Genomic DNA, 12,607 nt, shown 5'->3' on the forward strand with positions numbered 1-12,607 from the left:
GATCACACGCATAAAATATCCCTCCGGGTACGGAATGCGTGATATTAACGCACCGCTAACTGGACAAGCCTAAAATTTAGCCATAAAGTTAATCAATCGATTGATTAACTTTCATCACCGCCATGCATACAACACCGACCACCAGCCGGGGCGAACAGGCCCGAAACCAGCTGATTGCCGCCGCGCTGGCACAGTTTGGTGAATATGGCTTGCATGCCACCACGCGGGATATCGCCGCACAAGCCGGGCAGAACATCGCCGCGATCACTTACTATTTTGGCTCAAAAGAGGATTTATATCTCGCCTGCGCGCAGTGGATCGCCGATTTTATCAGCGACAATTTTCGCCCGCATGTGCAGGCCGCCGAAGAGCTGTTCGCCCAGCCCGTGCCGGATAAAGCCGCTATTCGCGAGCTGATCCACCGCGCCTGTAAAAACATGATTGTGCTGCTCACTCATGACGAGACGCTCAACCTGAGCAAATTTATCTCCCGCGAACAGCTCTCGCCGACGCGCGCTTACCAGTTGGTGCATGACCAGGTGATTGCGCCGCTGCACAGCCACTTTACGGCACTGCTCGCCGCCTACACCGGGCGCGACGCCAAAGATACGCAAACCATTATTCATACCCATGCGCTTATCGGCCAGATCCTCGCCTTTCGCCTCGGGCGGGAAACCATTTTGCTGCGCGCCGGATGGACGCAGTTTGATGAAGAGAAAGCGACACAGATTTATCAGGTCATCACCTGTCATATCGATCTTATCTTGCAAGGATTAACGAACAGGAGTTCAACGTGATGAAAAAACCCATCGTCGTGGTAGTGATAGTTGTGGTGGTACTGGCCGCGCTGGGCGGCGGCTGGATGTGGTATCAAAGCAAACAAGACCGCACGCTCACCCTGTACGGGAATGTCGACATTCGCACGGTGAATTTAAGTTTCCGCGTTGGCGGGCGGCTCTCTGCGCTGAACGTGGATGAAGGGGATGCGATAAGCGCCGGGCAAACACTTGGCGAAATAGATAAAGCACCCTATGAAAACGCGCTGTTGCAGGCACAAGCCAATGTCGCAACGGCACAAGCAAAATACTCGCTGGCGACTGCCGGTTACCGTGATGAAGAGATAGCCCAGGCCGTCGCCGCCGTGCGTCAGGCACAAGCGGCATATGATTACGCGCAGAACTTCTTTCAGCGCCAGCAGGGACTGATGAAAAGCCGGGCGATTTCGGCAAACGACCTGGAAAATGCCCGCTCCTCACGGGATCAGGCCCAGGCAACGCTGAAATCGGCACAAGATAAACTGAGCCAGTACCGCGCCGGTAATCGCCCGCAGGAAATCGCCCAGGCAAAAGCCAGCCTGGAACAAGCCGAAGCCGCGCTGGCACAGGCGCAACTGGATCTGCATGACACCACGCTTATCGCGCCGAGTAACGGCACCGTGCTGACGCGCGCTGTCGAACCCGGCAGCATGCTCAGCGCCGGAAGCACTGTATTAACCCTCTCCTTGACCCGCCCGGTATGGGTTCGCGCCTACGTGGGTGAACGCAATTTGCACCAGGCACAGCCGGGGCAAGAGGTTTTGCTGTATACCGATGGCCGCCCGGATAAGCCTTATCACGGCAAAATTGGCTTTGTTTCACCCACCGCCGAATTCACGCCCAAAACCGTCGAAACCCCGGATTTGCGTACCGATCTGGTCTATCGCCTGCGCATTATTGTGACCGATGCCGATGACAGCCTGCGCCAGGGGATGCCTGTTACGCTGCGCTTTAGCGGCGAGGCGCGCCATGAGTGACGCGGCTATCCATCTGCGCGGGTTAGTAAAGCGCTTTGCCGGAATGGAAAAACCCGCCGTCGCGCGGCTGGATTGTGAGATCAAAGCGGGATATGTCACCGGCCTTGTCGGGCCGGATGGCGCCGGAAAAACCACGTTGATGCGCATCCTTGCCGGGCTGATGCGCCCGGATGAAGGCAGCGCGCGCGTCATGGGCCTCGACCCCATCGCCAATGACAGCGAACTGCATGCCATGCTCGGCTATATGCCGCAGAAGTTTGGCCTGTATGAAGATTTGACGGTCATGGAAAACCTGAATCTGTATGCCGATTTGCGCAGCGTTACCGGCGAGCAGCGCCGTCAGACGTTTGCGCGGCTGCTGGAGTTCACCGCCCTCGCCCCGTTTACCGGGCGGCTGGCTGGGAAACTCTCCGGCGGCATGAAACAGAAGCTGGGGCTGGCCTGTACGCTGGTCGGCGAACCGAAAGTGCTGTTGCTGGATGAGCCGGGTGTCGGTGTCGATCCGATTTCCCGTCGCGAACTGTGGCAGATGGTGCATGAACTGGCCGGCGACGGCATGCTGATCCTCTGGAGCACCTCCTACCTTGATGAAGCCGAGCAGTGCCGCGATGTGTTGCTGATGAACGAAGGCGAACTGCTGTATCAGGGCGAACCGAAAGCACTGACGCAAACCATGGCCGGGCGCAGCTTCCTCGTCACCAGTTCAGAGGAGAACAACCGCCGTCTGCTGCGGCGTATCCTGCGGCAGCCGCAGGTCAGCGACGGCATGATCCAGGGCCGCTCGGTGCGTATGATCCTGAAAAAAGGGGCGCAGCCCGAGGATCTGCGGCAGGCAGAAAAGATGCCCGCTCTGGAGATCGAGGAGACCGCGCCGCGCTTTGAAGATGCTTTTATCGACCTGCTTGGCGGCGCGGGCACTTCCGAATCGCCACTGGGGGCGATTCTGCATACGGTGGAAGGCAGCGCGGAAGAGACGGTAATTGAAGCCAAATCGCTGACCAAAAAGTTTGGCGATTTCGCCGCCACCGATAATGTCAATTTCGCCGTCAAACGCGGGGAGATTTTTGGCCTGCTCGGCCCGAACGGCGCGGGGAAATCCACTACCTTCAAAATGATGTGCGGTTTGCTGGTGCCGACGGATGGCCAGGCGCTGGTGCTGAATATGGATCTGAAAGTCAGCTCCGGCAAAGCGCGCCAGCATCTGGGGTATATGGCGCAGAAGTTCTCCCTGTACGGCAACCTGACGGTCGAACAAAACCTGCGCTTCTTTTCCGGCGTCTACGGCCTGCGCGGGCGGCCGCAGAACGAGAAAATCGACCGCATGAGCGAGGCTTTCGGGCTGAAAAGTATCGCCAGTCATGCCACCGATGAACTACCGCTCGGCTTTAAGCAGCGGCTGGCGCTGGCCTGCTCGCTGATGCATGAGCCGGACATTTTGTTTCTGGATGAGCCCACCTCCGGTGTCGATCCGCTGACGCGGCGCGAGTTCTGGCTGCATATCAACAGCATGGTGGAAAAAGGCGTCACCGTAATGGTGACCACCCACTTTATGGATGAAGCGGAGTATTGCGATCGCATTGGGCTGGTCTATCGCGGGAAGTTAATTGCCAGCGGCACGCCGGATGCGCTGAAGGCGCAAACCGCCGATGCGGATCACCCGGACCCGACAATGGAGCACGCGTTTATTACACTTATCCATAACTGGGATAAGGAGCACCACGATGAGCGTTAAAGCCCTCTCCTGGCGGCGCGTACGCGCGTTATGCGTCAAAGAGACGCGCCAGATTGTGCGTGACCCGAGTAGCTGGCTGATTGCGGTGGTGATCCCGCTGCTGCTGCTGTTTATTTTCGGTTACGGTATTAATCTCGATTCCAGCAAACTGCGCGTAGGCGTACTGCTTGAACAGCACAGCGAAGAGGCGCTCGATTTTACCCATACGCTGACCGGTTCGCCCTATATTGATGCCACCATCAGCGATAACCGCCAGCAGCTGATTCAGATGATGCAGGCCGGGCGCATTCGCGGGCTGGTGGTGATCCCGGTGAACTTCGCCGCGCAAATGGCGCGCCCTGGCGACAGCGCGCCGGTGCAGGTGATAACCGATGGCAGCGAACCGAACACCGCTAACTTTGTGCAGGGGTATGTCGAAGGCATCTGGCAACTCTGGCAGCAGCAACGCGCGGAAGACAGCGGGCAGACCTTTAAGCCTTTGATCGATGTGCAAACGCGCTACTGGTTTAACCCGGCGGCTATCAGCCAGCATTTTATTATCCCTGGTGCGGTGACCATTATCATGACGGTGATTGGCGCGATCCTCACCTCGCTGGTGGTGGCACGCGAGTGGGAGCGTGGCACCATGGAAGCGCTGCTCTCCACCGAAATCACCCGCGCGGAACTGCTGCTGTGCAAACTCATTCCCTATTACTTTCTTGGCATGCTGGCGATGGGGCTGTGCATGCTGGTGTCGGTATTTATTCTCGGCGTGCCGTATCGCGGCTCGCTGCTGATCCTCTTTTTGATTACCAGCCTGTTTTTGCTCAGCACCTTAGGCATGGGGCTGTTGATTTCTACCGTCACACGCAATCAATTTAACGCCGCGCAGGTGGCGCTTAACGCCGCGTTTTTACCGTCGATTATGCTGTCCGGTTTTATTTTCCAGATAGACAGCATGCCCGCGATTATCCGCGTGGTGACGTACATTATTCCAGCTCGCTACTTTGTCAGCACCCTGCAAAGCCTGTTTCTGGCGGGCAATATCCCGGTGGTGCTGCTGGTGAATGTGCTGTTTTTAATCGCCTCGGCGGTGATGTTTATTGGCCTGACGTGGCTGAAAACCAAACGCAGACTGGATTAAGGAAAAGCCATGTTTTACCGTTTACTGACGCTTATCCGCAAAGAGTTGCAATCGCTGCTGCGCGAGCCGCAGACCCGCGCCATTTTGATCCTGCCGGTGCTGATTCAGGTGCTACTGTTTCCTTTCGCCGCCACGCTGGAAGTGACCAACGCCACCATCGCCATCTATAACGAAGATAACGGCAAACACGCCGTCGAACTGACCCAGCGTTTTGCCCGCGCGAAAGCCTTTACCCATGTGTTATTGCTGAACAGCCCGCAAGAAATTCGCCCCACCATCGACACGCAAAAAGCGCTGTTGCTGGTGCGCTTCCCGGCGGATTTCTCGCGCAATCTCGACAGCGGCATTACCGCGCCGATGCAGTTGATTCTGGACGGGCGTAACTCGAACAGCGCGCAAATCGCCGCCAATTATTTACAGCAGATCGTCAAAGCGTATCAACAGGAGCTGCTCAGCGGGCGGGAAAAACAGAACAACAGCGAACTGGTGGTACGCAACTGGTATAACCCGAATCTTGATTACAAATGGTTTGTGGTGCCGTCGCTGATTGCGATGATTACCACCATCGGCGTGATGATTGTTACCTCGCTGTCGGTGGCGCGTGAACGCGAGCAAGGCACGCTCGATCAATTGCTGGTTTCACCGCTGGCGACGTGGCAAATCTTTGTCGGTAAAGCGGTGCCGGCGCTGATTGTCGCCACGTTCCAGGCAACGATTGTGCTCGGCGTGGGTATTCTGGCGTATAAAATTCCCTTCGCCGGTTCGCTGCTGCTGTTCTATTTCACCATGCTGGTGTATGGCTTGTCGCTGGTGGGTTTTGGCTTGCTGATTTCGTCGCTCTGTTCAACCCAGCAGCAGGCGTTTATTGGCGTGTTTGTCTTTATGATGCCGGCGATTTTGCTCTCCGGTTATGTGTCGCCGGTGGAGAATATGCCGGTCTGGTTGCAGGATCTCACCTGGGCGAATCCAATCCGCCACTTTACCGATATTACCAAGCAGATTTACCTGAAGGACGCCAGCTTTACCATTGTCTGGCAGAGTTTGTGGCCGCTGCTGGTGATTGCGGCGACCACCGGTTCAGCGGCGTATGCGCTGTTCAGGCGCAAAATCATGTGACGGGTTTTCAGCTTACGTACGGGCAGGTTTGCTTGCCCGTCTGTTTGACTGCTTAGCGGTGATCGTGAGAGTTGGCTGCGTTACCGCGTTGATGCAGGCCGAAAGATTTAGCAGGCAGTTTTCTCTCTTTGGTTAGCAGCGACACCACCGCCGGTCCCGCGAGGATCGCCAGCCCGACAACCGCCAGCAAATAGTTATTTTGCAATACGCGGGAGAGCAGCCAGATAACAATCAGCGACGCGCCAAAATACCAGGTGGTGGTCAGCTCCTCCAGCACATCGCCGAACTCGCGCCAGCGCGCTTCATGGTGGCGCTGGAGAAACAGCATCAGCAGCACGGAGATGCCATACAGCACACACAGCCCTAAGCCAACACGCACCAGCATGCCGCTCATCCAGCCCATCACCAGCAGCGTTACAATCAGTACGTGCAACATAATCTGCCAGCAACTCAGGCCAGTCGCGACACGAACACGTTGTTGCCACTTCATGGCTTCTCTCCTGAAGGATTTTTATCTGTATGAAGAGTACTCGTATTTACGGAAAATTCCGTAACCCCGCCCTTTTTTGTGACAGGGACTACAATTTATTTTCACGAGGAGAGTGACGCTGGCAGGAGAGTTATGACCCAACACGCGCGAAATTTTTCATTAAAAGTGCTCACCATTAATACCCATAAAGGCTTCACCGCGTTTAATCGCCGCTTTATTTTGCCCGAGCTGCGCGACGCGGTGCGTACCGTTAGCGCCGACATCGTCTGCCTGCAAGAGGTGATGGGCGCGCATGAAGTTCACCCGTTGCATGTGGAAAACTGGCCGGACACCACCCATTACGAATTCCTTGCCGATACCATGTGGAGCGATTACGCCTACGGGCGCAATGCGGTTTACCCGGAAGGACATCATGGCAATGCGGTGCTCTCCCGCTTTCCGATTGAGCATTATGAAAATCGCGACGTCTCCGTTGACGGCAGCGAAAAGCGCGGCCTGCTCTACTGCCGCATTATGCCGCCGGATCTGGGTCATGCGTTGCATGTGATTTGTGTCCACCTCGGGCTGCGGGAAGCGCACCGCCAGGCACAACTGACCATGCTGGCGGAGTGGGTCAATGGGCTGCCGGAAAACGAACCGGTGGTGGTCGCTGGCGACTTTAACGACTGGCGGCAAAAAGCCAATCACCCGTTAAAAACGCAGGCCGGGCTGGAGGAGATCTTCACCCGCGCGCATGGCCGCCCTGCCCGCACGTTTCCGGTGAGCCTGCCGCTGCTGCGCCTCGATCGTATTTATGTGAAAAACGCGAACGCCAGCGCACCGACCGCGTTGCCGCTGCGTAACTGGCGTCATTTGTCCGATCATGCCCCACTGAGCGCGGAGATCCATCTATGAAATGTAGCTGGCGGGAAGGTAATCGCATTCAGTTGCTGGAAAACGGGGATAACTATTACCCCGCGCTGTTTGACGCCATCGATCATGCAAAACAGCGCGTTATTCTGGAAACCTTTATCTGGTTTGAAGACGATGTTGGACGTCAGTTGCAGCAGGTGCTGCTGCGTGCTGCCCAGCGTGGGATCAGCATTGAAGTGCTGCTGGACGGCTACGGTTCGCCGGATCTGAGCGAACCGTTTGTCAGTGCGCTGACCTCGGCGGGGGTAATTTTCCGTTACTACGATCCCGGCCCACGGCTGTTCGGCATGCGCACCAATCTCTTTCGCCGCATGCACCGCAAAATCGTGGTAATCGATAACACGGTGGCGTTTGTTGGCGGCATTAACTACTCGGCAGAGCACGTCACCAGCTACGGCCCGGAAGCGAAGCAGGATTACGCCGTGCGGGTTGAAGGCCCGGTGGTGCTGGATATTTTGCAATTTGAACTGGAGAACCTGCCGGATAACGCACCGGTGAAACGCTGGTGGCGCAAACGCCGCCATCGCCCGGAGGAGAACCGCAAACCCGGCGAAGCGCAGGCGCTGTTTGTCTGGCGCGATAATGATGATCACCGCGACGACATTGAACGCCACTACCTGAAAATGCTGGCGAATGCGCGCCGCGAAGTGATCATCGCCAACGCCTACTTCTTCCCCGGCTACCGGTTGTTGCACGCCATGCGCAGCGCCGCCCGGCGTGGTGTCAGCGTAAAACTGATTGTGCAGGGTGAACCAGATATGCCGATTGTGAAAGTTGGTGCGGAGCTGCTTTATAACTATCTGCTGAAAGGTGGTGTCCAGGTGTATGAATATCGCCGCCGCCCGCTGCATGGCAAAGTGGCGCTGATGGACGATCACTGGGCCACTATCGGCTCCAGCAATCTTGATCCGCTGAGCCTGTCGCTCAACCTTGAAGCCAATCTGATTATTCATGACCGCGTGTTTAACCAGACGCTACGCGACAATTTGCAGGGGCTGATTAATAACGACTGCGTGCGGGTAAATGAGTCCATGGCGCCGAAACGAACGTGGTGGAACCTCGGAAAAAGCGTGGTGGTGTTCCACTTTTTACGCCACTTCCCGGCGATGGTCGGCTGGCTACCGGCGCATACGCCAAGGCTGGCCGAGGTGGAGCCGCCCGTTCAGCCCGAAATCGAAACCCAGGATCGGACTGAAGCGCAGCACTCAGGGGTGAAACCATGACATCACGCTCACATCCGCGCTGGCGGCTGGCGAAAAGAGTCCTCACGGTCCTGTTCTTTATTGCTGTTGTGGTACTGCTGGTGCTGTATGCACAAAAAGTGAACTGGGATGATGTCTGGAAAGTCATTCGCGACTATAACCGCACCGCGCTGCTGAGCGCCGTCGCACTGGTGGTAATCAGCTACCTGCTATACGGCTGCTATGATTTGCTCGGCCGTGCTTACTGCGGGCACAAGCTGGCAAAACGCCAGGTGATGCTGGTGTCGTTTATCTGTTATGCCTTTAACCTGACGCTCAGCACGTGGGTGGGCGGCATCGGTATGCGCTACCGACTTTACTCACGTCTTGGCCTGCCGGGGAGCACGATTACCCGCATTTTCTCACTGAGTATTACCACCAACTGGCTGGGCTACATTTTGCTCGGCGGGGTGATTTTTACCTTCGGCGTGGTGCAGATCCCGGCGCACTGGTATATCGACGACACGACGTTGCGCATTGTCGGCGTGGTGTTGCTGCTGGTGATCGCGGTTTACCTGTGGGGCTGCGCATTCGCCAAACGCCGCCATCTGACGATTAAAGGCCACAAGCTGGTGCTGCCATCGTGGAAATTTGCCGTTGCGCAGTTGGCTATTTCCAGCGCCAACTGGATAGCCATGGGGGCGATTATCTGGCTGTTGATGGGCATGCAGGCCGATTTCTTCTTCGTGCTTGGCGTGTTGCTGGTCAGCAGTATCGCAGGTGTGATTGTGCATATTCCGGCGGGGATCGGCGTGCTCGAAGCGGTGTTCATCGCCCTGCTCGCCAGCGAGCACGTTTCACAAGGCATGATTATCGCCGCCCTGCTCGCCTACCGCGTACTTTACTACTTCCTGCCGCTGCTGCTGGCGCTGGTTTGCTACCTGTTACTGGAGAGCCGGGCGAAAAAGCTGCGGGCGAAAAACGAAAAAGCGATGGCGCAGCAGTAAGTTTTTAGCGCGAGCTGGTGCCAGGTAAGAGATACGACAGCAGTTCCAGCGTTCTGAAAAACGCGGTGATGACCCCAAGCCAGATAGCCAGTGCGCCACGGATCGCACTGCTCTGCACGGTGGTAAATTCGCGGGCGTAGAGCTCGCGCGCGCTTACGGCGATGGACTTGCTTTTGTATGCGCTCACGGCGCTAAAGAACAGCACCGCCATTATGCTACCGAACCACAGTAACAGACCGCTGTGACGCAGGCTGTTTACGGCTATCGCCAGCAACAAACCTGCCAGCGCCATCAGCCAGTAGTAACCGCTGCCGCGCAGGGATGAACCGGCAAAATGGGCAATCGCTGCGCCAAGCAGATACATGCCGCCGGTAATCGCCAGATGGACGATAATCCCGGCGAGCGGAAACAGGCTGGCGAGCAACAAGCCCGAGAGGATACTCATCAGCGCCAGACCGGCTAACGCCAGCCAGGTATTGAAGCGGTCAAAAAGAACGTTGAGCACCAGGGCGGCGACAAACCAGAGGATCACCAGCAGCACAATAATCGCGCTGTGTTCGGTAAACGCGCGGATCGCCATGACATCCAGCACCAGCCAGGCCGTCGCGATACTCAGCGCCATTCCTGCCGCCAGCCATAAGCAAATATTGACCATCAGCTCTGCAGGCGCGACCTGTGCAGGCTGGATCCAGCCAAAGGGTTTCAACGGGTTCCTCCCTGAATAGCGGCTGTCCGCAAGGCAAAAAAATCCCGGCAAATGCCGGGATCGTGAAGCGGGATATTAACGGCGGTTGCCGAAAATACGCAACAGCATCAGGAACAGGTTGATGAAGTCGAGGTACAGCGTCAGCGCGCCGAGAATGGAGGATTTACGCAGCTGCGACGCGTCGCGAACATCGATTTGCTGACCGATATTTTTCAGCTTCTGCGTGTCGTAGGCGGTCAGACCAACGAAAATCACCACCCCGATATAAGTTACTGCCCACATCAGCGCTTCACTTTTCAGCCAGAAGTTGACCAGTGAGGCCAGCAGAATACCAATCAGCCCCATAAACAGCATGCTGCCGAGGCCGCTGAGATCGCGTTTGGTGGTGTAACCATACAGGCTCATCGCGCCAAACATCCCGGCGGTGACGACAAAGGTGGCGGCGATAGATTGCGCGGTGTAGACCAGCAAAATACTGGAAATTGTTAGCCCGGTTAACGCCGAATAGAGCATAAACAGCGTGGTTGCCAGCCCGGCGCTCAACTTATGAATCAGCCCGGAGAGCACAAACACCACCGCCAGTTGCGCAATCACCAGGCCAAAGAAGGTTATCTGGCTGGAAAAGACGAACGACATGATGGCTTCGCTGCGCGCGGCGTACCAGGCGACAAACGCCGTCAGCAGCAGGCCGCAGGTCATCCAGCCATATACCTGCGCCATATACGTTTGTAAGCCGGTACGGCTGTGCTGAACAATTGAATCAGAACGAGGGAAACGGTCCATAATCACTCCAGATTGATGGGTTAGCCTTTTAAGGTTAACACATCCCTGCTCAACGGATTACCAACGTTTCGCCGCCTGCTGGTCGCTGTCGCGGGCTTCCACCCAGCGATCGCCTTCCGGCGTCGCCTCTCGTTTCCAGAACGGCGCGCGGGTTTTCAGGTAATCCATAATGAATTGTCCGGCGTCAAACGCGCTGCTGCGGTGCGCGCTGGCCACACCAACAAAGACAATTTCGTCGCCCGGCCACAATTCGCCCACACGGTGATATACGGTGACACGCCCGAGCGGCCAACGGCTGCGCGCTTCATCAACGATCTCCGCCAGCGATTTTTCCGTCATACCCGGATAGTGCTCCAGCGTTAACGCACTGACGCTGTCACCTAAATTGTGATTGCGCACTTTACCGGTAAACGTCACTACCGCGCCGTCTTCATCGCACGCCGCCAGCCAGGCGTATTCATCGCCGACGCTGAACGTCGCATGATCGACGCAAATTCGCGTTTCGCTCATTTCAGCCCCCGGTGACCGGCGGGAAGAAAGCGACTTCATCGCCGCTTTGCAACGGATGGTCAAAACTGACCAGCGTCTGATTCACCGCCGCCAGCAATTTGCCCTCTTCCAGCGCCAGCGCCCAGCGCTCGCCCTGTGCGGCCAGATGCTGGCGCAGCGCTTCCACAGAGCTAAAAGACGTTTCAATGGTGGTGCTGTCGCAGCCAACCAGTTCGCGCACCTGCGCGAAAAAAAGGACTTTAATCATTGCTATCCGCCCTGAAATCACCCGATTTGCCGCCGCTTTTCGCCAGCAGGCGCACCGGGCCAATCACCATATCTTTTTGTACCGCTTTGCACATATCGTAAATAGTTAACGCGGCCACCGAAGCGGCGGTCAGCGCTTCCATCTCCACACCGGTTTTGCCACTCAGGCGGCATACGGCTTCGATACGTACGCGATTATGTTCCGGCTCGGCCTGCAACTGCACTTCGACTTTGCTCAACAATAGCGGGTGGCACAGGGGGATCAGCTCCCAGGTGCGTTTCGCCGCTTGGATCCCGGCGATACGCGCAGTGGCAAAGACATCGCCTTTATGGTGGCTACCGTCGACGATCATCGCCAGCGTTTGCGGCAGCATGGTGACAAACGCTTCAGCGCGCGCTTCACGGACGGTTTCCGCTTTGGCGGAGACATCCACCATATGCGCTTCGCCGTCGGCGTTAATATGGGTCAGTTGTGACATAACTTATTTCTTAAGATGGGGATAGAAATTACACGGGCGCGTACGCGCATCCAGCTGCGGCGCAATAATATTGTCCCATGCGGTGCGGCAGGCTTTGGTCGAACCGGGCATGGCAAAAATCAACGTCTTATTCGCTATACCGGCGACAGCGCGGGATTGCAGCGTCGCGGTGCCGATCTCTTCAAACGAGAGCATGCGGAACACTTCGCCAAACCCTTCGACTTCACGGTCGAACAGCGGCAATAACGCTTCCGGCACCTGGTCGCCTTCCGTCAAACCGGTGCCGCCGGTGATCAATACGACTTGCACATCATCGCTTGCGATCCACGCGGAAACCTGGGCGCGAATGGCGTAACGGTTCTCTTTGACGATGGCTTTATCGACCAGTTGATGACCGGCTTCATGCGCGGCGTCGCGCAGCCAGTGACCGGATGTATCGTCTTCTTCACCGCGACGGCTGGAGACCGTCAAAATAGCTAGCCTGACCGGGATAAACTCAGCGCTGACCTGGCTCATGTCATTCTCCTTGC

Annotated in this window: 15 protein-coding genes; 8 read left to right on the top strand and 7 right to left on the bottom strand. The window is 56.8% G+C overall.

The annotated features are described in order from the left end of the window. Positions 1-122: 122 nt before the first annotated feature. From cecR to DFO56_RS02395, 5 genes are read left to right on the top strand one after another with little or no spacing between them, the layout of a single operon-like run. Positions 123-797 carry a transcriptional regulator CecR gene (cecR, locus tag DFO56_RS02375; protein ID WP_045514057.1) on the top strand — a complete coding sequence of 225 codons (675 nt, stop codon included), beginning with the start codon at positions 123-125 and terminating at the stop codon, positions 795-797. Further along, entirely contained in the window at positions 797-1,792 is a 996-nt protein-coding gene (gene hlyD / locus DFO56_RS02380; protein WP_020457112.1) for a secretion protein HlyD, read from the top strand. Before cecR ends, hlyD begins: the two co-directional genes overlap by 1 nt. Further along, complete coding sequence (locus DFO56_RS02385) at positions 1,785-3,524, top strand: ATP-binding cassette domain-containing protein (protein WP_045514054.1); 1,740 nt, start codon at positions 1,785-1,787, stop codon at positions 3,522-3,524. The genes hlyD and DFO56_RS02385 overlap by 8 nt, the downstream gene beginning before the upstream one ends. After that, positions 3,514-4,647 carry an ABC transporter permease gene (locus DFO56_RS02390; RefSeq protein WP_045514051.1) on the top strand — a complete coding sequence of 378 codons (1,134 nt, stop codon included), beginning with the start codon at positions 3,514-3,516 and terminating at the stop codon, positions 4,645-4,647. The genes DFO56_RS02385 and DFO56_RS02390 overlap by 11 nt, the downstream gene beginning before the upstream one ends. 9 nt (positions 4,648-4,656) lie before the next feature. Beyond that, complete coding sequence (locus DFO56_RS02395) at positions 4,657-5,763, top strand: ABC transporter permease (protein WP_045514049.1); 1,107 nt, start codon at positions 4,657-4,659, stop codon at positions 5,761-5,763. Between the two features lie 52 nt (positions 5,764-5,815). On the opposite strand, the gene DFO56_RS02400 is transcribed toward DFO56_RS02395, so the two are convergent. After that, complete coding sequence (locus tag DFO56_RS02400) at positions 5,816-6,253, bottom strand: YbhQ family protein (RefSeq protein ID WP_020457108.1); 438 nt, start codon at positions 6,251-6,253, stop codon at positions 5,816-5,818. Positions 6,254-6,385: 132 nt separating this feature from the next. Between DFO56_RS02400 and DFO56_RS02405 the strand changes: the two genes are divergently transcribed. The 3 genes from DFO56_RS02405 to DFO56_RS02415 are packed head-to-tail and all read left to right on the top strand — an operon-like array spanning position 6,386 to position 9,353. Further along, on the top strand, positions 6,386-7,147 hold the full coding sequence (locus DFO56_RS02405; RefSeq protein WP_020457107.1) for an endonuclease/exonuclease/phosphatase family protein: 762 nt from the start codon (positions 6,386-6,388) through the stop codon (positions 7,145-7,147). Beyond that, on the top strand, positions 7,144-8,388 hold the full coding sequence (gene clsB, locus DFO56_RS02410) for a cardiolipin synthase ClsB (RefSeq protein WP_020457106.1): 1,245 nt from the start codon (positions 7,144-7,146) through the stop codon (positions 8,386-8,388). The genes DFO56_RS02405 and clsB overlap by 4 nt, the downstream gene beginning before the upstream one ends. Continuing rightward, the gene (locus DFO56_RS02415) at positions 8,385-9,353 is read left to right on the top strand and encodes a lysylphosphatidylglycerol synthase domain-containing protein (protein WP_045514047.1); all 969 of its coding nucleotides are present in this window, start codon (positions 8,385-8,387) and stop codon (positions 9,351-9,353) included. Before clsB ends, DFO56_RS02415 begins: the two co-directional genes overlap by 4 nt. 4 nt (positions 9,354-9,357) lie before the next feature. Here DFO56_RS02415 and DFO56_RS02420 read toward each other — a convergent pair whose 3' ends face one another. The 6 genes from DFO56_RS02420 to moaB form a co-directional block, all read right to left on the bottom strand. Continuing rightward, on the bottom strand, positions 9,358-10,059 hold the full coding sequence (locus DFO56_RS02420; RefSeq protein WP_045514044.1) for a Bax inhibitor-1 family protein: 702 nt from the start codon (positions 10,057-10,059) through the stop codon (positions 9,358-9,360). 75 nt (positions 10,060-10,134) lie between these two features. Next, entirely contained in the window at positions 10,135-10,842 is a 708-nt protein-coding gene (locus DFO56_RS02425; protein WP_017455996.1) for a Bax inhibitor-1/YccA family protein, read from the bottom strand. A gap of 57 nt (positions 10,843-10,899) precedes the next feature. After that, complete coding sequence (gene moaE, locus DFO56_RS02430) at positions 10,900-11,352, bottom strand: molybdopterin synthase catalytic subunit MoaE (protein WP_020457103.1); 453 nt, start codon at positions 11,350-11,352, stop codon at positions 10,900-10,902. A 1-nt stretch (position 11,353) separates the two neighbouring features. Continuing rightward, positions 11,354-11,599 (bottom strand): molybdopterin synthase sulfur carrier subunit, encoded by a 246-nt coding sequence (moaD, locus tag DFO56_RS02435; RefSeq protein ID WP_045514041.1) that lies wholly within the window; start codon positions 11,597-11,599, stop codon positions 11,354-11,356. Further along, complete coding sequence (moaC, locus tag DFO56_RS02440) at positions 11,592-12,077, bottom strand: cyclic pyranopterin monophosphate synthase MoaC (RefSeq protein WP_045514037.1); 486 nt, start codon at positions 12,075-12,077, stop codon at positions 11,592-11,594. The genes moaD and moaC overlap by 8 nt, the downstream gene beginning before the upstream one ends. A 3-nt stretch (positions 12,078-12,080) precedes the next feature. After that, positions 12,081-12,593, bottom strand: a complete 513-nt coding sequence (gene moaB / locus DFO56_RS02445) for a molybdenum cofactor biosynthesis protein B (RefSeq protein ID WP_045514033.1) — start codon at positions 12,591-12,593, stop codon at positions 12,081-12,083. Positions 12,594-12,607: the final 14 nt, after the last annotated feature.

Source organism: Kosakonia sp. AG348 (assembly GCF_003337365.1).
Lineage (GTDB): Bacteria > Pseudomonadota > Gammaproteobacteria > Enterobacterales > Enterobacteriaceae > Kosakonia.

Excerpts from the sequence above, each read along its gene's own strand:
- cecR (WP_045514057.1), top strand. The coding sequence starts at position 123 with ATGCATACAACACCGACCACCAGCCGGGGCGAACAGGCCCGAAACCAG.
- hlyD (WP_020457112.1), top strand. The coding sequence starts at position 797 with ATGAAAAAACCCATCGTCGTGGTAGTGATAGTTGTGGTGGTACTGGCC.
- DFO56_RS02385 (WP_045514054.1), top strand. The coding sequence starts at position 1,785 with ATGAGTGACGCGGCTATCCATCTGCGCGGGTTAGTAAAGCGCTTTGCC.
- DFO56_RS02390 (WP_045514051.1), top strand. The coding sequence starts at position 3,514 with ATGAGCGTTAAAGCCCTCTCCTGGCGGCGCGTACGCGCGTTATGCGTC.
- DFO56_RS02395 (WP_045514049.1), top strand. The coding sequence starts at position 4,657 with ATGTTTTACCGTTTACTGACGCTTATCCGCAAAGAGTTGCAATCGCTG.
- DFO56_RS02400 (WP_020457108.1), bottom strand. The coding sequence starts at position 6,253 with ATGAAGTGGCAACAACGTGTTCGTGTCGCGACTGGCCTGAGTTGCTGG.
- DFO56_RS02405 (WP_020457107.1), top strand. The coding sequence starts at position 6,386 with ATGACCCAACACGCGCGAAATTTTTCATTAAAAGTGCTCACCATTAAT.
- clsB (WP_020457106.1), top strand. The coding sequence starts at position 7,144 with ATGAAATGTAGCTGGCGGGAAGGTAATCGCATTCAGTTGCTGGAAAAC.
- DFO56_RS02415 (WP_045514047.1), top strand. The coding sequence starts at position 8,385 with ATGACATCACGCTCACATCCGCGCTGGCGGCTGGCGAAAAGAGTCCTC.
- DFO56_RS02425 (WP_017455996.1), bottom strand. The coding sequence starts at position 10,842 with ATGGACCGTTTCCCTCGTTCTGATTCAATTGTTCAGCACAGCCGTACC.
- moaE (WP_020457103.1), bottom strand. The coding sequence starts at position 11,352 with ATGAGCGAAACGCGAATTTGCGTCGATCATGCGACGTTCAGCGTCGGC.
- moaD (WP_045514041.1), bottom strand. The coding sequence starts at position 11,599 with ATGATTAAAGTCCTTTTTTTCGCGCAGGTGCGCGAACTGGTTGGCTGC.
- moaC (WP_045514037.1), bottom strand. The coding sequence starts at position 12,077 with ATGTCACAACTGACCCATATTAACGCCGACGGCGAAGCGCATATGGTG.
- moaB (WP_045514033.1), bottom strand. The coding sequence starts at position 12,593 with ATGAGCCAGGTCAGCGCTGAGTTTATCCCGGTCAGGCTAGCTATTTTG.